Here is a 17,800-nt window from a genome sequence, read left to right as displayed (position 1 = left end):
GTTAAATATGGCGATCAAGATTTTACCTCCTCAATTGGCAAACCAAATTGCTGCTGGCGAAGTCGTAGAACGTCCCGCATCAGTAGTCAAGGAGTTGATGGAGAATAGTCTTGATGCTGGAGCCAGCCGCATTGATATTGAAATCGAGCGCGGTGGAGTAAAACTTATCCGTGTCCGTGATAATGGTTGTGGAATCAATCATCAGGATCTTGCTTTGGCGCTGGCTCGTCATGCCACCAGTAAGATTGCCACACTGGATGATCTGGAAGCGATTATCAGTATGGGATTCCGCGGAGAGGCGTTGGCCAGTATCAGCTCAGTTTCGCGTCTGACATTGACTTCCCGTACTGAAGGGCAGAATGAAGCTTGGCAAGCCTACGCTGAAGGACGGGATATGGAAGTCACCGTGAAGCCGGCTGCTCATCCGGTAGGCAGTACTGTTGAAGTGTTAGATCTGTTTTATAACACACCCGCGCGGCGTAAATTTCTGCGAACAGAAAAAACGGAATTTGGTCATATTGATGAAGTTGTCAGACGTATTGCGCTGGCGCGTCTGGATGTATCAATCAATTTGCATCATAACGGCAAGTTGGTTCGCCAGTACCGGCCGGCAAAAGAGGAATCACAATCACAGTATGAACGACGTTTGGCTTCTATTTGTGGTACCGCTTTTATGCAGCAGGCGCTTGCTCTTTCCTGGCAGCATGGAGATTTATCCATCAAGGGATGGGTTGCGGATCCGATGAATGCGACAGTGAGTGGAGATATTCAATATTGCTATGTTAACGGACGTATGATGCGTGATCGTTTAATTAATCATGCTATCCGTCAGGCTTATCAAGATTTGATCAAGGGAGAACAGCAGCCGGCTTTTGTTTTGTATCTGGAAGTTGATCCGCATCAGGTGGATGTTAATGTACATCCGGCGAAGCATGAGGTTCGCTTCCATCAGGCCCGCTTGGTGCACGATTTTATCTATCAGGGGGTCACTGCTGTATTAAAACAGCGTGGAAGCGGCGTTGAGCTGGATATGGCATGTTGTGAACCTGCACCGGTCTGGGAGCCGGAAAACCGCCCATCAGCAGGAGAAAATCATTTTTCCCGGCAAAATAACACCGTATCTGCGGCGACTTCTTCACCAAAAGAGGTTTTGTCAGGCAAGAGTAGTACGGGTTTCTCCCACAGTGGTGAAAATCGTCAGTATCATGGAGACAATTATCAAAAACCTCAGGGTGAGCTGTATCAGAAGCTGATGCAATCTGTGCCGGAGGAGCCCGAAGAGAAAAGAGAGCTGTTCCCGGCAAAAATCGCTCCTGTTATGGCGGCAAAAGTGACGCCTGTTCCTATTCAGGTTAAAAATAACAGTCATAGTTTTGGTAAAGTGTTGAGCATATATCTGCCATGTTACGCTCTGATTGAATCTCCGTTAGGTATTGGGCTGTTATCTTTGCCGGTCGCTGAACGCTGGTTAAAACAAGTACAGTTGACACCAGCGGAGCAAGGGCTGAAACCACAACCGCTTTTGATCCCGCTGAAACTTGCTCTCAGTAAGGAAGAAGCTAGTGCTTTAAATCATTATAGTGACTTATTAGGCTCTTTTGGTATCGAAGCGTCTGTATCTCATGGAAAAGCAACACTATGTGCTGTATCGTTACCATTGCGCCAGCAAAATTTGCCCAAATTAATTCCTGAATTGTTAAACTATTTGGCGCAGCAGCCATCAGCATCGGCAGAACAGATTGTAACTTGGCTTGTTCGTCATATTGGCAGTGAGCATGAAATGTGGAATGTTGCTCAGGCAATACAGTTATTGGCTGATGTTGAGCGGCTTTGCCCACAACTGGTAAAATCTCCACCAGATGGGCTATTACAATTAATTGATTTACAAGCAGTGGTGGCATCCCTTACTCATGAGTGATCAGAAAACTCAACATCTGCCAGCGGCAATCTTTGTTATGGGGCCGACGGCCTCAGGCAAAACCGCCTTATCTATCGCTTTGCGCCAATATCTTCCTGTGGAACTGATAAGTGTTGATTCTGCGCTGATTTATCGTGGAATGAATATTGGTACAGCTAAACCCACAACAGAAGAGCAAGCATTGGCGCCTCATCGTTTGATCGATATTCTTGACCCTTCTCAGCCTTATTCTGCGGCTGATTTCCGTCAGGATGCGTTGAGGGAAATGGCGGAAATTACCGCTTCTGGGCGTATTCCTCTATTAGTTGGCGGAACTATGCTCTATTTCAAGGCATTACTTGAAGGTTTATCCCCTTTGCCTTCTGCTGATTCGGTTATTCGGGCGCAAATAGAGCAGCAGGCAGCAGAGCAAGGATGGAATGCATTGCATCAGCAGCTACAGAAGGTTGACCCTGTGGCAGCGTTAAGAATTCATCCCAATGATCCACAGAGGCTTTCCCGGGCACTGGAAGTTTTTCTGATTTCAGGTAAAACTCTCACTGAGCTGACGAGATTGTCAGGAGAAGCGCTTCCTTACCGTGTCCATCAATTTGCTATTGCGCCGGCAAAGCGTGAGATCCTTCATCAACGTATTGAAGCGCGTTTTCATCAAATGCTTGAATCAGGATTTGAAGAAGAAGTTAAAGCACTTTATGCTCGTAATGATTTGCATGTGGATTTACCTTCTATTCGTTGCGTTGGTTATCGCCAGATGTGGTCCTATCTTTCCGGCGAGATTAACTACGATGAAATGGTTTATCGCGGTATTTGTGCAACACGCCAATTGGCAAAGCGTCAAATAACTTGGCTCAGAAGTTGGGAGTCGGTTCATTGGTTGGAGAGTTCTCAACCTGAACAGGCTTTAAGCACAGTTATGCAGGTTGTTAGTGCATAGGTTTATTGATTGTGTACAATTGATGAGTACCAAAGCGCAATTTTTGAGTAGTTCATTTTTTCGAACCTCTAGGTTCTTAGTTAAAAACAACAAAATAAGGAAAATATAGAATGGCTAAGGGGCAATCTTTGCAAGATCCGTTCCTGAACGCGTTACGGCGTGAAAGGGTCCCGGTTTCTATTTATTTGGTCAACGGCATCAAATTGCAGGGTCAGATTGAATCTTTTGACCAGTTTGTCATTTTACTGAAAAATACAGTTAGCCAGATGGTTTATAAACACGCTATCTCGACTGTTGTACCTTCCCGCCCAGTTTCTCATCACAGTAGCAATACGGGTGTAGGGGCAAGTGTAGGTAATTACCACTCTGGTGGAGCTTCCGCTCCGGCAGCACAACAGGAAAGTGATGGCGCTGAATAAGCTTGAGAACGGTAACAAAATGAAGAAAAACATAGGTAGGGAGACTTTACCTATGTTTTTTCCTATAGTTTTTTACTCAGCCTGAGAGGTCTCTCCTTTGTTTGAGCGTTATGAAGGCGGTGAACGAGCCGTTGTGGTGCACATTTTCTTCTCGCAGGATAAAGACACAGACAATCTCAGTGAGTTTGAATCACTGGTAACTTCTGCTGGTGTGGTTCCTGTTCAAATTGTCACAGGAAGCAGAAAAGCGCCTCATCCGAAATATTTTGTCGGAGAAGGTAAGGCTGAGGAGATTGCTGAGGCTGTACAGGCTAGTGGCGCTGATGTTGTGCTGTTTAATCATACTCTTAGCCCTGCGCAAGAGCGTAACCTTGAACGGCTCTGCCAGTGTCGGGTTATCGATCGCACTGGTGTGATTCTGGATATTTTTGCTCAACGGGCACGGACTCACGAAGGGAAGTTGCAGGTGGAGCTGGCGCAGTTACGCCATTTTTCTACCCGTCTTGTCCGGGGATGGACTCACCTTGAACGTCAAAAAGGTGGGATTGGTCTAAGGGGGCCGGGGGAAACTCAGCTTGAGACAGACCGGCGTTTACTGCGGGATAGGATCCGTCAGATTCTGGGCCGCCTTAATCGGGTTGAGAAGCAGCGTGAACAGGGGCGTCAGGCGCGGAATAAGGCGGATATACCGACGATTTCTCTGGTGGGATATACCAACGCCGGGAAATCGAGCTTATTTAATCGTATGACTTCCGCTGAGGTTTACGCGGCTGATCAGCTGTTTGCAACACTGGATCCAACGTTGCGGCGGATTGGAGTTGATGATGTCGGCACGGCAGTGTTGGCTGATACTGTTGGTTTTATCCGTCATTTGCCTCATGATCTGGTTGCGGCATTTAAAGCGACATTGCAGGAAACCCGGCAGGCGACACTATTGCTGCATGTTGTTGATGCTGCGGATAGTCGCCTAGACGAAAATATTACCGCAGTTGACAGTGTACTGGAAGAAATTGAAGCTCATGAAATTCCGGTACTGCTGGTGATGAATAAGATTGATATGCTGGAAGACTTCACCCCACGTATTGATCGCAACGAAGATAACTTACCGGTCAGAGTTTGGTTGTCGGCGCAAACCGGTGAAGGTATCCCGTTGTTGTTACAAGCGTTAACGGAGCGCCTTTCGGGTGAAATCGCACACTACGAATTGCGTTTGCCGCCAGAAGCGGGTCGTTTACGTAGCCGCTTCTATCAACTTCAGGCAATAGAAAAAGAGTGGATAGAAGAGGACGGCAAAGTTGGTATTGAAGTGAGAATGCCGATTGTTGACTGGCGCCGTCTGTGCAAACAAGAACAGGATTTGTTTGATTATATCGTCTGATGTGCTTGTCAGATGAATATCTGAAAACTAGTGTGATTGAGAGCTGGTTTGTTTATAAGCAGCTCTTGGCCTGAAAAACCAATCATAAAAGAATGGAGCGAAAACATGGCGTGGAATCAGCCCGGAAACAACGGACAAGACCGCGACCCGTGGGGGAGCAGCAATAATAATAGCGGCAACTCCGGCGGGAACAAAGGTAGTCGAAACCGTGGGGCATCTGATCTCGACGATCTGTTCCGTAAGCTGAGCAGTAAACTCGGTGGTTTCGGTGGGAATAAGGGCGGTAATGGCTCTGATCAGGGGGCAAAATTTGGCGGGCGTATCGTTAGCCTTGTTGTTGTCGCGGTCGTCGTGATCTGGGCCGCCAGTGGTTTCTATACGATTAAAGAAACAGAACGTGGTGTTGTCACCCGTTTGGGTAAATTGAGCCATATCGTGCAGCCAGGTCTGAACTGGAAACCCACATTCATTGATGAAGTGGTTCCGGTCAACGTGGAATCTGTTCGTGAACTGGCGGCGTCCGGTGTGATGCTGACTTCTGATGAAAACGTTGTTCGCGTGGAAATGAACGTTCAGTACCGTGTGACGAATCCAGCCGCTTATCTCTATAGCGTAACAAGCCCTGATAACAGCCTGCGTCAGGCAACTGACAGCGCGGTTCGCGGTGTTATCGGCAAATACACTATGGATAAAATCTTGACTGAAGGCCGTACTATTGTACGTAGCGATACCCAGAAGGTACTGGAAGAAACGATTCGTCCATACAAAATGGGTATTACTTTGCTGGATGTTAACTTCCAGACTGCCCGTCCACCGGAAGAAGTAAAAGCGTCATTTGACGATGCGATTGCTGCTCGGGAAAATGAACAGCAGTACATTCGTGAAGCGGAAGCTTATGCTAATGAAGTTCAACCGCGTGCAAATGGTCAGGCTCAACGATTAATCGAAGATGCTAAGGCTTATAAAGCGCGTGTGGTATTGGAAGCGCAGGGTGAAGTGGCGAGTTTTGCCAAGATGCTGCCTGAATATAAAGCAGCACCGGAAATTACCCGTGAGCGCCTGTATATTGAAACTATGGAAAAAGTACTGAGTAATACCCGCAAAGTTATTGCTAATGAGAACAGTAATAACCTGATGGTCCTGCCATTGGAGCAAATGTTCCGTAGCGATGCAGCCAGTGGTAAAACAGCCGTGGAAAGTCAGCTTGGTAATACAACTGTTTCTAGCTCGCGCATTACTCGCCCGACAGCACCCTTAAGTTCAAACCGGACAGATAATCTGCGTAACGATACTGTCAGAGTAGGGAGACAATAATCATGCGTAAATCATTCATCGTTATTATTGTTGCTGTACTGGTGGCTTTGTATACTTCAGTGTTTGTTGTGCATGAAGGACAGCGCGGTATTGTTCTGCGTTTTAGTAAGGTTGCCCGTGACGCGGAAAATAAACCGATCGTTTATGCACCGGGTTTGCACTTTAAAGTGCCATTCATTGAAACAGTGAAAACACTTGATGCCCGTATCCAGACTATGGATATTCAGGCGGACCGTTTCCTGACCAGTGAAAACAAAGACCTGATTGTCGATTCTTACCTGAAATGGCGCATTATCGACTTTAGCCGTTACTATCTGGCTACCGGTAATGGTGATATTTCTCAGGCTGAAGTTCTGTTGAAACGTAAGTTCAGTGACCGTTTGCGTTCTGAGATTGGTCGTCTGGATGTTCGCGGCATTGTGACTGATTCCCGTGGTAAACTGACTACTGATGTTCGTGACGCCCTGAACAAAGGTACGACTGACGGTGAAACGGTGGCTACCAGTGAAGCCGATGATGCGATTGCCTCAGCGGCGGCTCTTGTAGAGAAAGAAACTGCGGGTAAACAACCGGCCATTAATCCGAACAGTATGGCTGCTCTGGGTATTGAGGTTGTTGATGTGCGTATCAAACAGATTAACCTGCCACTAGAAGTTTCAGAAGCTATCTTCCAGCGTATGCGTGCAGAGCGTGAAGCGGTAGCCCGTCGTCACCGTTCTCAGGGTCAGGAAGAGGCGGAAAAATTGCGGGCAACAGCAGATAAACAAGTGACTGAAACGTTGGCGAAAGCGGAGCGTGAAGCCCGTACTTTGCGCGGTTCCGGTGATGCAGAAGCCGCTAAGCTGTTTGCTGATGCATTCAGCAAAGATCCTGACTTCTATGCATTTATCCGTAGCTTACGTGCTTACGAGAAGAGCTTCAGTGAAGATGGGAAAGATGTTCTGGTGTTAAGCCCGGATACTGATTTCTTCCGTTATATGAAAGCACCTGAAAAACGTGCAGTTCAGCATTGATAGATGTTTGAATATCTAAGTAAGGCCCGCATCAGGCGGGCCTTGTCGTGTCAGGCGGTCAACAAAAATAACAGATATGATAAAAATTACTGAAAGGTGTGGAATGAGATGTTAGAATCCATTTTTAAGCAACCGAGTGAATTTTGAAATGGGTAAGAACGTTGTCGTATTGGGCACCCAATGGGGTGACGAGGGCAAGGGCAAGATCGTCGACTTGCTGACTGAACGAGCTAAGTATGTTGTTCGTTATCAAGGGGGCCATAATGCTGGTCATACACTGGTTATCAACGGTGAAAAAACCGTTCTCCACTTAATCCCATCGGGGATCCTGCGTGAAAATGTTATCAGCATCATCGCAAACGGAGTTGTATTAGCACCGGACGCGCTGATGAAAGAGATGAACGCGTTAGAATCCCGAGGTGTTCCTGTCCGCGAGCGTTTGCTCATTTCAGAAGCTTGCCCGCTTATTCTTCCGTACCATGTTGCGTTAGATAATGCCCGTGAAAAAGCACGTGGCGCAAAAGCAATTGGTACAACCGGCCGCGGTATCGGCCCTGCGTATGAAGACAAAGTTGCACGTCGTGGTCTGCGCGTTGGTGATTTGTTTGATAAAGAAGTACTTGCGGCCAAGCTGAAAGAAATTATCGAATATCATAACTTCCAACTGGTTAATTATTACCAGGAACCGGCGGTTGATTACCAGAAAACTCTGGACGAAATTATGGCTGTTGCCGATATTCTGACGGGTATGGTTGTTGACGTTTCTGACCTGTTGTATAAAGCAACTCAGAAAGGTGAGTTGGTTATGTTCGAAGGCGCACAAGGCACGTTATTGGATATCGACCACGGTACCTATCCATACGTGACCTCTTCCAACACCACGGCGGGTGGTGTTGCAACAGGTTCCGGTTTAGGTCCACGCTATGTTGATTATGTTTTGGGGATTATCAAGGCTTACTCCACTCGTGTTGGCGCTGGCCCATTCCCAACTGAGTTGTTTGATGAAACTGGCAATTACCTGCGTGAAAAAGGTCAGGAATTCGGTGCGACTACGGGGCGTAGCCGCCGTACTGGCTGGCTGGATATCATTGCTATCCGCCGTGCAGTACAAATCAACTCACTGTCTGGTTTCTGTATGACCAAACTGGACGTACTGGATGGTTTGAAAGAAGTCAAAATTTGTGTTGGTTACCGGATGCCTGATGGTCGCGTGGTTGAGACAACGCCTCTGGCTGCGGATGACTGGGAAGGTATTGAACCTGTTTATGAGACTATGCCTGGCTGGGACGAAAGTACTTTTGGTGTGAAAGAGCACAGTAAATTGCCTCAGGCGGCACTGAATTATATCAAACGTGTAGAAGAGCTGACCGGCGTTCCGGTTGATATTATTTCTACAGGCCCGGATCGTTCAGAAACGATGATTCTGCGTGATCCGTTTGATGCTTGATTGTGTCACATAATCAGGTAAAGCCGGGCTTTTCAGCCCGGTTTTTTGCTATCTATTATGGTCTTTTTTGCTAACTACCAGATGATTAACATGATTTCGGCCAATTCAAGGTATATAAATTGAACAAATACTTATTTTTTTAATTTGTTCTCGGATATATTAGCTTATATCTCATTATCCAGAGGTTGATGTGCAGTTAACGAGTTTTACAGATTATGGCTTGCGCGCGCTAATTTATATGGCTGCTTTACCGCAAAACCGGATGACCAGTATTTCTGAAGTCACTCGTGTTTATGGTGTTTCTCGTAACCACATGGTAAAAATTATTAACCAGTTGAGCCACTTAGGATTAGTGGATGCTGTTCGTGGTAAAAACGGCGGCATTCGCCTGGGTAAGCCAGCAAAGGATATTAGAATTGGTGATGTCGTTCGTGCTCTCGAACCATTATCATTGGTTAATTGTAGTCAGGAATTTTGCCATATTACCTCTGCATGTCGCCTGAAAGTGGTATTAAATCAGGCAATAGAAACATTTTTGAATGAACTGGATAAGCATACTTTAGCTGATATGGTTGAAGATAATATCCCCCTTTATAAGCTGCTTCTGACCGAATGAAGAAATGGCGCAAACAGCCTGCTGATGACAACGGAGGAACCGCCATGTCACAAGATCCTTTTTTGGAACGTGAAGCAGAAAAATACGAATCTCCTATTCCAAGCCGCGAATACATCTTAGACATTATTTCTAAACACACTGCACCGGTAAGTCGCCAGGAACTGGCACAAGAGCTGAATCTGACTAACGATGAAGAGCTTGAAGCGTTACGTCGTCGTTTACGGGCTATGGAACGTGATGGTCAACTGGTTTTCACGCGTCGTCAATGTTACGCCTTGCCGGAAAAACTGGATTTATTGAAAGGTACCGTCATCGGTCACAGGGATGGTTATGGTTTCCTGCGGGTAGAAGGCCGTAAAGACGATTTTTATCTCTCTGCCGAGCAGTTAAAAATGGCTATTCATGGTGATGTCGTACTGGCACAGCCACTACCTTCTGATCGCAAAGGGCGTAGTGAAGCGCGTATTGTCCGTGTGTTGGTACCTAAGACCAGCCAGATTGTTGGCCGTTATTTTATTGACTCCGGTATGGGTTTTGTGGTGCCGGATGATAGTCGTTTGAGCTTTGATATCCTGATCCCAAAAGATGAAAATAGTGGCGCCCGCATGGGGAACGTCGTTGTCGTTGAATTGACTACACGTCCAGCGCGCCGTACAAAAGCTGTTGGTAAAATAGTTGAAGTGCTGGGTGAAAAGATGGGAACGAACATGGCCGTGGAAATGGCCCTGCGTACTCATGAAATTCCGCACAGTTGGCCGCCACAGGTGGAAAACCAAGTGGCTTCCCTGAATGAGCAGGTACCGGAATCCGCGAAAGAAGGTCGCGTTGATCTGCGTGATTTACCATTGGTGACAATTGATGGTGAAGATGCTCGTGACTTTGATGATGCCGTTTATTGTGAAAGAAAGCGAAGCGGCGGCTGGCGTTTATGGGTTGCTATTGCTGATGTCAGTTACTATGTCCGCCCACAAACGGCATTGGATACAGAAGCCCGCAACCGGAGTAACTCAGTTTACTTTCCATCTCAGGTTGTTCCCATGTTACCTGAAGTGCTTTCCAATGGTCTCTGTTCTCTGAATCCGCAGGTTGATCGCCTTTGTATGGTGTGTGAGATGACGGTTTCAGAGCAGGGAAAATTGTCATCCTATAAATTTTACGAAGCAGTAATGAATTCTCATGCACGCCTGACATATACCAAAGTATGGCGTATGTTGCAGGGTGATCAAGAACTGCGTGAGCACTATAAACCGTTGGTTCAGCATATTGAACATTTACATGGGCTTTATCAGGCGTTGGAAAATGCCCGTGAACAGCGGGGTGCAATCTCCTTTGAATCAGAGGAGGCGAAGTTTATCTTTAACGCTGAACGCCGTATTGAACGAATTGAACCGGTTGCCCGCAATGATGCTCATAAGCTGATTGAAGAGTGCATGATTCTGGCGAATATTGCGGCTGCACGTTTCGTGGAGAAAAACAGCGAGCCGGTGCTTTATCGCATTCATGATCGGCCAAGAGAAGAGAGCATTGTTAATTTGCGCTCTGTTTTCGGTGAATTGGGGTTAACTCTGCCGGGTGGTATGCAACCAACACCAAAGGATTATGCGCAACTGATGCAGCAAGTGGCTGAACGGCCGGATCATGAGTTGCTGCAAACTATGTTGCTGCGTTCAATGAAACAGGCAATTTATGATCCGGAAAACCGTGGTCATTTCGGTCTGTCCTTGAATTCTTATGCGCATTTTACCTCACCTATCCGCCGTTATCCTGATTTGGTGCTGCATCGGGCGATTAAATATCTGCTGGCGAAACAACAAGGTGTTGTTGAACAATGTGGGACGTCGACTGGTGGATGGCACAGCGATATGGAGCATATGCTGCAACTGGGCCAACATTGTTCAATGGCAGAGCGCCGTGCCGATGAAGCAACAAGAGACGTTGCCGATTGGCTTAAGTGTGACTTTATGCAGGATCAGGTGGGTAATGCCTTTACCGGAATTATCACCAGTGTGACCGGTTTCGGTTTCTTTGTTCGTTTGAATGATCTGTTTATTGACGGCCTGGTACATGTTTCCACATTGAATAATGATTATTATCATTTCGATAATGTTGGTCAGCGTTTAATTGGTGAGTTTTCTGGTAAAACTTTCCGGTTGGGAGATGAAGTTGAAATCCGTGTGGAAGCTGTTCATATGGATGAGCGTAATATTGATTTTAAACTGCTCTCCGTTGGTCGGGAAGCCCGAAACGTCGGTAAGACAGCGCGTGATAGGGCGAAAAAAGCAGAACCTGGTCGTAAGAATAGTAAGAAAGGGCGTAGTCATAGCAAAGAGGCTAACTTTGAACCCGATGGCGCTTTCCGTAAAAAGAAATCTGTGGATAAGCCTAAAGGAGATAAGAAAAAGGGTAAGAACCTTTCAGCCAAAACACAGAAAATTGCTGCTAAATTCAAAGCTAAGCGGGCTAAGAAAAGCGCAGATAAATAATCAAAGGGCTATCCTGTTTTTTCAGGGTAGCCTGAATATTTTAGTCTCTTGAATACATTGAGCCTGATGGATGGGTCCATGGTATGTCAGTGAAAATAAGAAGATTATGAGTGAAATTATTTACGGTATTCATGCCGTTAAAGCTTTACTAGAGCGCAATCCTCAGCGTTTTATAGAAGTTTATGTACTGAAAGGGCGCGAAGACCGCCGTCTGACGCCACTGATTAATGAACTGGAAAATATCGGGATGACTATCCAACTGGCAAATCGTCAGTGGCTGGATAATCAGACGGAAGGTGCTGTGCATCAGGGGATTGTTGCTAAAGTAAAACCAGGTCGTCAGTATCAGGAAAACGACCTGCCGGATTTGCTGGCACAAATGGAAACTCCTTTCTTGTTGGTGCTTGATGGTGTGACAGATCCGCATAATCTGGGGGCTTGCCTGCGCAGTGCTGATGCAGCAGGCGTACATGCTGTTATTGTACCCCGTGACCGTTCCGCTCAGCTTAATGCCACTACGAAGAAAGTGGCATGTGGAGCCGCGGAGAGCGTACCGCTTGTTCGTGTTACCAACCTCGCCCGTACTTTGCGTTTGTTACAGGAACACAATATTTGGGTGGTGGGTACAGCAGGAGAAGCCGACCATACGCTACATCAGAGTAAACTAACCGGCCCTATGGCGTTGGTGATGGGGGCGGAAGGGGAAGGTATGCGTCGTCTGACCCGCGAACACTGTGATGAATTGATTAGTATTCCAATGGCGGGTTCGGTCTCATCCCTGAATGTGTCTGTTGCAACGGGTATTTGCCTGTTTGAAGCAGTGCGTCAGCGGAGTTCGCAGTAACCCATAACATAAAGCGTTACCCGCTCCTTGAGTTTTTTATATGAGGCGGGTATAGTTACGCGTCAATTTTTCAGCCGCACTTAAACAAGTTCCTTGCCTCCATGGGCCGCGGTTGACCCTGACAGGAGGCTGAATAATCCGTAAGGAGCAATTCTAATGCGTCATTACGAAATCGTTTTTATGGTCCATCCTGACCAAAGCGAACAGGTTCCGGGCATGATTGAGCGTTACAGTGCGACTATCGCTAACGCGCAAGGTCAGATTCACCGTCTGGAAGACTGGGGCCGCCGTCAACTGGCTTATCCAATCAACAAACTGCACAAAGCTCATTACGTTCTGATGAACGTTGAAGCGCCGCAGGAAGTGATTGATGAGCTGGAAACTAACTTCCGCTTCAACGATGCCGTTATCCGCAGCATGATTATGCGCGTTAAGCACGCGGTAACTGAAGCATCTCCAATGGTTAAAGCCAAAGATGAGCGTCGCAGCCGCGATTACTCTATGGAAGACGCCGGCGTTGATGCTGAAGAAGCTGGGGATTCTGAAGAGTAATAACCGTGACAACTAATCGTTTGGTGCTTTCTGGCACAGTGTGCAAAGCCCCCATTCGAAAAGTCAGTCCTGCCGGCATTCCTCATTGCCAGTTTGTGCTCGAGCATCGCTCACAGCAGCAGGAAGCCGGTCTGAGCAGGCAAGCATGGTGCAGAATGCCCGTTATTGCCAGCGGACAATTGTTACAAGTTTTAACTCACAGTATAACGGTCGGCAGTCGATTAACCGTTTCAGGATTCATTAGTTGCCATCAAGGTCGCAATGGTCTTAACAAACTGGTTCTTCATGCCGAGCAGATTGAATTGATAGATTCTGGAGACTAGCCAAATGGCACGTTATTTCCGTCGTCGCAAGTTCTGCCGTTTCACCGCGGAAGGCGTTCAAGAGATTGATTATAAAGACATCGCTACGCTGAAAAACTACATCACCGAGAGCGGTAAAATTGTACCAAGCCGTATTACTGGCACCCGTGCAAAATACCAGCGTCAGCTCGCTCGTGCTATCAAGCGCGCGCGCTACCTGTCTTTGTTGCCTTACACTGATCGTCATCAGTAATCGGCGCAGTCCATTAACGACTCTGAGAGGATAAGGTAATGCAAATTATTCTGCTTGATAAAGTAGCAAACCTGGGTAGTCTGGGTGATCAAGTTAACGTTAAACCGGGTTATGCCCGTAACTACTTAGTTCCACAGGGCAAAGCTGTTCCTGCAACTAAGAAAAACATCGAATTCTTCGAAGCTCGTCGCGCTGAATTGGAAGCTAAACTGGCTGACGTTCTGGCAGCGGCGCAAGCTCGTGCTGAGAAAATCAGCGCACTGGGTTCCGTCACTATCGCTTCTAAAGCGGGTGACGAAGGTAAACTGTTCGGTTCTATCGGTACCCGCGATATTGCTGATGCAGTGACTGCCGCAGGTGTTGAAGTATCTAAAAGTGAAGTTCGTCTGCCTAATGGCGTTCTGCGTACTACTGGTGAACATGAAGTTAACTTCCAGGTACACAGCGACGTATTCGCGAAATTGAACGTTAACATTGTTGCTGAAGCTTAATCTCTGATTAACTGATGCTAACAAGTAAAAAACGCCGGCAATGCCGGCGTTTTTTATTGTTTCAACTTACTATTATCTCGTTAGTTTATAAAATTTCCGTGGGTAACTTATATTGGATTGAATATTAATCCAATTTATTTTCTATTTGTTATCTTTATTTTTAACTTATCAAAGCAGAGGTTTTATTACGTATTTCTCTGTAATTTTTACTTTTAGTTTGTTTTTATTATCATTGATTTTTGGTTTTTTATGGTATAAATGTCACCAATTATCATATTATTATCTATAAATAATTGTTTTCGTATTTTTTATTATCTAATAATATGGTATTGCTAATCCCGTTGCGATGGGTGATTTTTTATCAGATATTCTTATCTATTCTTATCTATTCTTTCATAAATCTGGTTAATTACAGATATTATTATTTCATAATAATTTAAAAATATATTTTTATATAATTACAAATATTATATTTATAATAGTGGTTTATCTGATGTTATATAAGAATATGGGAAATTAACGATATATATTCTTATTATTAAATAATAATATTAAAAATTTATATGGAGTTTTCTTTATATAACTGTCAGAGTTGACAGTAGACTTTTAGGTGTAAATTTATAATTATCAGTTGTGTTGATTGCTCATTGTGTGAGAACACAAGTAAATGGGCTTATTTTTAATGGGAATTAGATTCTTTCTAAGAATTATTCATAAAATAGATAATTTCATCAATAGATTAATAGATATATTATATATAAAAATACCTCGTTATCACTGTATGTTCTTCACATTGACCAAAAAATGAGAGATAAAACGGATATGAAGCTAGGTAAAAATATATTACAAACTATAGGTAATACTCCTGTGGTTATGTTGGATGGAAAATATACTAAAGGTGTTAATGTTTTTCTTAAAATGGAGAATATTAACCCCGGTGGAAGTATTAAAGACCGTATTGCAGTCGCTATGCTGGAAAGGGCGGAAGCCCAGGGAGAATTGAGGCCAGGAATGGTGGTTATTGAACCATCATCGGGTAATACTGCGATCGGTTTGGCAATGGCATGTGCTGTTAAGGGTTACCGATTTATTGCTGTTTTAGACCGCATGGTGCCGATAGCGAAACGCGATAAAATCAGAGCATTTGGTGCTGAAATTATTTTCCTGCCAGAATTTGAAGCCGGAGTGGATACTGTCAAATATCGTATTGATTTAACCAAAGAGATCATAAAAGCCTATCCGAATGCGTTCAGTCCCATGCAATTTGAAAACCAGGTTAATCCTGATGAACATTATCATTCCACAGGACGTGAGTTGTATGAAACCTTTGGCGATAATTTGACGGCTTGTTTTTCTACGGCAGGAAGTTGTGGAACCCTCACAGGGATTTCTCGTTATTTGAAAGAAAAAAATCCACAAGTACGAATTTATGGTGTTGAACCTGTTGGATCAATTATTTTCGGTGGAGAGCCAGGAAAATATCTGGTGCAGGGAGCTGGGTTGGCATTTATACCAACTATTCTCGATTGCAGCAATATCGATTTTACTTTGAAAGTGGCAGATATTGACGCATTCCGTATGGCAAGAAAATTAGCCAGAAATGAAGGTATTCTGATTGGTGGGACGGGAGCCTGTGCGGTTAGTGCGGCACTGGATCGCCTGGATGATTTTAAACCTGGAGATAATATCGTTGTCATTATTCCTGATAGTGGAGAGCGTTATATAGACACGATTTATAACAATACCTGGCTACTTGAAAATAATTTCTCAGAACTCATTGAAGAAAGTACGACAGAATCTGGGTTAGAAGAAATTATTATAAGCATGGGGTGTACGCTAAATGAATTCTGATAGTGTTTTGGTGATTTACTATAATCGCCGTTATAATCCTCTTATAATAAGAAGTCTTAAATCTGAGTTTAAAGAGGTTATTGCTCTTTATATTGATGAGGGGCAAGTAAGAGATATTGAAGATATTGAATTGGAATGCATGGTTGCGGGTGCCGATAAATTTATTTATAAAGATTATCGAATGCAGTTTGCTGAAAATTTTCTTTCAAAAGCAATAAAAGCCAACGCTATTTATCAAAATGGTTATTATCTCAGTGCTGCACTTTCCCGGCCTGCAATTGCTGAAGCCGCCGTTGAAGTAGCCAATGAGCTCAATATTAATTATATTGCACATCAATTCAGAGGTAATGATCAAGTCAGAATGGATATGAATATAGAAATTCTGAACAAAATTCCTATTTCTTCGTTGAGAGATTTTAAATACGATGAAAATATCGTAAATAATTATGCTGCACAATATGGTATTCCTCAAGAATTTGGTTGTAATAATCCCTATTCTACTAGTGAAAATATATGGGGATTGAGTATCGAATGCGGCCCATTGGAAGAACCAGAAACATTGGTTCCTGAGGATGTCAAAGAGAGGTTATTTGAGCGCGCACTATTGGCCACTGAGCCAATATCTTTGTCATTAGGTTTTGAAAATGGTATACCTCTATTGCTTGACGGCGAAAAGAAATCATTAACTGAAATCATTGAAATATTAAATGAAATTGGTAAAAATCTATCAATTGGTATTTTTGATATTGTTGAAGATGGCATTGTAGGTTTGAAAACGCGAGCAATTTATCAATCACCTGCTGCACATATCTTAATTACCGCTCATCGTGACTTGGAACTCTACTGTAGTAATCGTAATGAAAACTGGTTTAAAGAAATAATTGATAAAAAATGGGCTGAACTGGTTTATTCTGGACTTTGGTATGATCCCTTATTTACTCATTTGAACCAATTTATTGATAGTATGAATCAGCATGTCAATGGTGAGGTCAAACTTGAATTAGGTTATAAATATATTAATGTTTGCTCCCGTTCTTCAAAGAGCAGCATTTATGATCATAATTTGGCTATATATAACTGCGGACATTTATATAGTCAAAGTGATGCGGAGGGATTCGCAAAAATATTTAATATTCATACTAATCAAAGTGTTAAATCCAGAATGAGGAAAATATTATGATTAAAGAATTATTAATGTGTAAACCTAATTTTTACGATATTGAATACGTTATTAATGACTGGATGGATCCTAATAACAAAGTGAATAAGAGATTAGCACAACAACAGTGGGATTTTCTTTATGAGCGACTGACTGAAAGAGGTATTAATATTCGCATTATCGATCCTGTTAATGGTTTGCCTGATATGACGTTTTCAGGTGATTGTGGCATGGTACATAATAATAAGTTTCTTGCCAGTAATTTCCGGTACGCTGAACGCCAGGGAGAAAGTCAGTATTATATAGATTATCTGGAAGATCTGGGTTATGAGATACATCGTGTTGATGAAGATATCTATTTTGAAGGGCTTGGAGATGTTATCTATTGGGATAATGACATCATATTTGGTTATGGTCCTCGCTCAGATAAAGAAGCAATAAAGACAATTCAGAAAGTATATCCAGAACTTAAAGTTAAAGGTGAACTGCATATTCAGGATAACACTTTTTTCCACGTGGCTTTGGCATTTTCATTTATTGACAAAGATACTGTTATTTATTATCCGGAAGCATTTACTAAAGAAAGTCAGGATTATATTTCTAAAACCTTTGAACGAAGGATCCCAATATCAGAACATGATGCCAAAGAGTTATTTGTTTGTAATAATATCCCAATAGGAAAAGATATTTTAATGCATGATTGTTCTATTGAGGTTGAGCAACAATTAAATAATTATGGTTATCATGTTGTTAAATGTAATATGGGTGAATTCTTAAAGAGTGGTGGTAGCTTGCGTTGCCTAGTATTAAAAATAAACTAACTATA

17 protein-coding genes are annotated in these 17,800 nt (G+C 43.9%); all 17 read left to right on the top strand.

Annotation, left to right across the window (positions count from 1 at the left end):
• Positions 1 to 7: 7 nt before the first annotated feature.
• The 17 genes from mutL to ABR397_RS12760 all read left to right on the top strand — a co-directional run bounded on the left by mutL (position 8) and on the right by ABR397_RS12760 (position 17,795).
• Complete coding sequence (gene mutL, locus ABR397_RS12840; RefSeq protein ID WP_350306079.1) at positions 8 to 1,918, top strand: DNA mismatch repair endonuclease MutL; 1,911 nt, start codon at positions 8 to 10, stop codon at positions 1,916 to 1,918.
• Positions 1,911 to 2,852, top strand: a complete 942-nt coding sequence (gene miaA, locus ABR397_RS12835) for a tRNA (adenosine(37)-N6)-dimethylallyltransferase MiaA (RefSeq protein WP_350306078.1) — start codon at positions 1,911 to 1,913, stop codon at positions 2,850 to 2,852. The genes mutL and miaA overlap by 8 nt, the downstream gene beginning before the upstream one ends.
• Positions 2,853 to 2,962: 110 nt before the next feature.
• Complete coding sequence (gene hfq / locus ABR397_RS12830) at positions 2,963 to 3,271, top strand: RNA chaperone Hfq (RefSeq protein ID WP_023044707.1); 309 nt, start codon at positions 2,963 to 2,965, stop codon at positions 3,269 to 3,271.
• A 97-nt stretch (positions 3,272 to 3,368) separates the two neighbouring features.
• On the top strand, positions 3,369 to 4,649 hold the full coding sequence (hflX, locus tag ABR397_RS12825) for a ribosome rescue GTPase HflX (protein ID WP_350306077.1): 1,281 nt from the start codon (positions 3,369 to 3,371) through the stop codon (positions 4,647 to 4,649).
• A gap of 105 nt (positions 4,650 to 4,754) precedes the next feature.
• The gene (gene hflK / locus ABR397_RS12820; protein WP_350306076.1) at positions 4,755 to 5,963 is read left to right on the top strand and encodes an FtsH protease activity modulator HflK; all 1,209 of its coding nucleotides are present in this window, start codon (positions 4,755 to 4,757) and stop codon (positions 5,961 to 5,963) included.
• A gap of 2 nt (positions 5,964 to 5,965) precedes the next feature.
• Positions 5,966 to 6,976 (top strand): protease modulator HflC, encoded by a 1,011-nt coding sequence (hflC, locus tag ABR397_RS12815; protein ID WP_350306075.1) that lies wholly within the window; start codon positions 5,966 to 5,968, stop codon positions 6,974 to 6,976.
• A 148-nt stretch (positions 6,977 to 7,124) separates the two neighbouring features.
• The gene (locus tag ABR397_RS12810; protein ID WP_350306074.1) at positions 7,125 to 8,423 is read left to right on the top strand and encodes an adenylosuccinate synthase; all 1,299 of its coding nucleotides are present in this window, start codon (positions 7,125 to 7,127) and stop codon (positions 8,421 to 8,423) included.
• A gap of 190 nt (positions 8,424 to 8,613) precedes the next feature.
• Positions 8,614 to 9,039: a nitric oxide-sensing transcriptional repressor NsrR gene (nsrR, locus tag ABR397_RS12805; protein WP_350306073.1), complete on the top strand. Its 426-nt coding sequence runs from the start codon at positions 8,614 to 8,616 to the stop codon at positions 9,037 to 9,039.
• Positions 9,040 to 9,083: 44 nt separating this feature from the next.
• The gene (gene rnr / locus ABR397_RS12800) at positions 9,084 to 11,522 is read left to right on the top strand and encodes a ribonuclease R (RefSeq protein ID WP_350306072.1); all 2,439 of its coding nucleotides are present in this window, start codon (positions 9,084 to 9,086) and stop codon (positions 11,520 to 11,522) included.
• A 106-nt stretch (positions 11,523 to 11,628) separates the two neighbouring features.
• Positions 11,629 to 12,366 (top strand): 23S rRNA (guanosine(2251)-2'-O)-methyltransferase RlmB, encoded by a 738-nt coding sequence (gene rlmB / locus ABR397_RS12795; protein ID WP_350306071.1) that lies wholly within the window; start codon positions 11,629 to 11,631, stop codon positions 12,364 to 12,366.
• Positions 12,367 to 12,522: 156 nt separating this feature from the next.
• Positions 12,523 to 12,918 carry a 30S ribosomal protein S6 gene (gene rpsF, locus ABR397_RS12790; RefSeq protein WP_021322929.1) on the top strand — a complete coding sequence of 132 codons (396 nt, stop codon included), beginning with the start codon at positions 12,523 to 12,525 and terminating at the stop codon, positions 12,916 to 12,918.
• A 5-nt stretch (positions 12,919 to 12,923) separates the two neighbouring features.
• Positions 12,924 to 13,241, top strand: a complete 318-nt coding sequence (priB, locus tag ABR397_RS12785; RefSeq protein ID WP_021322928.1) for a primosomal replication protein N — start codon at positions 12,924 to 12,926, stop codon at positions 13,239 to 13,241.
• Between the two features lie 4 nt (positions 13,242 to 13,245).
• Positions 13,246 to 13,473: a 30S ribosomal protein S18 gene (gene rpsR / locus ABR397_RS12780; protein WP_000135199.1), complete on the top strand. Its 228-nt coding sequence runs from the start codon at positions 13,246 to 13,248 to the stop codon at positions 13,471 to 13,473.
• A gap of 38 nt (positions 13,474 to 13,511) precedes the next feature.
• Entirely contained in the window at positions 13,512 to 13,964 is a 453-nt protein-coding gene (gene rplI, locus ABR397_RS12775) for a 50S ribosomal protein L9 (RefSeq protein ID WP_021322927.1), read from the top strand.
• Positions 13,965 to 14,768: 804 nt separating this feature from the next.
• Positions 14,769 to 15,815 (top strand): PLP-dependent cysteine synthase family protein, encoded by a 1,047-nt coding sequence (locus tag ABR397_RS12770; protein ID WP_350306070.1) that lies wholly within the window; start codon positions 14,769 to 14,771, stop codon positions 15,813 to 15,815.
• Positions 15,805 to 16,995, top strand: a complete 1,191-nt coding sequence (gene argG / locus ABR397_RS12765; RefSeq protein ID WP_350306069.1) for an argininosuccinate synthase — start codon at positions 15,805 to 15,807, stop codon at positions 16,993 to 16,995. Before ABR397_RS12770 ends, argG begins: the two co-directional genes overlap by 11 nt.
• Positions 16,992 to 17,795, top strand: coding sequence for a dimethylarginine dimethylaminohydrolase family protein (locus ABR397_RS12760; RefSeq protein WP_350306068.1), 804 nt, complete (start codon positions 16,992 to 16,994; stop codon positions 17,793 to 17,795). The genes argG and ABR397_RS12760 overlap by 4 nt, the downstream gene beginning before the upstream one ends.
• Positions 17,796 to 17,800: the final 5 nt, after the last annotated feature.

Source organism: Photorhabdus viridis, assembly GCF_040256935.1.
GTDB lineage: Bacteria > Pseudomonadota > Gammaproteobacteria > Enterobacterales > Enterobacteriaceae > Photorhabdus > Photorhabdus viridis.
The sequence above is the reverse complement of the archived record's forward strand: the minus strand, read 5'-3'. Positions and strand labels throughout refer to the sequence as shown.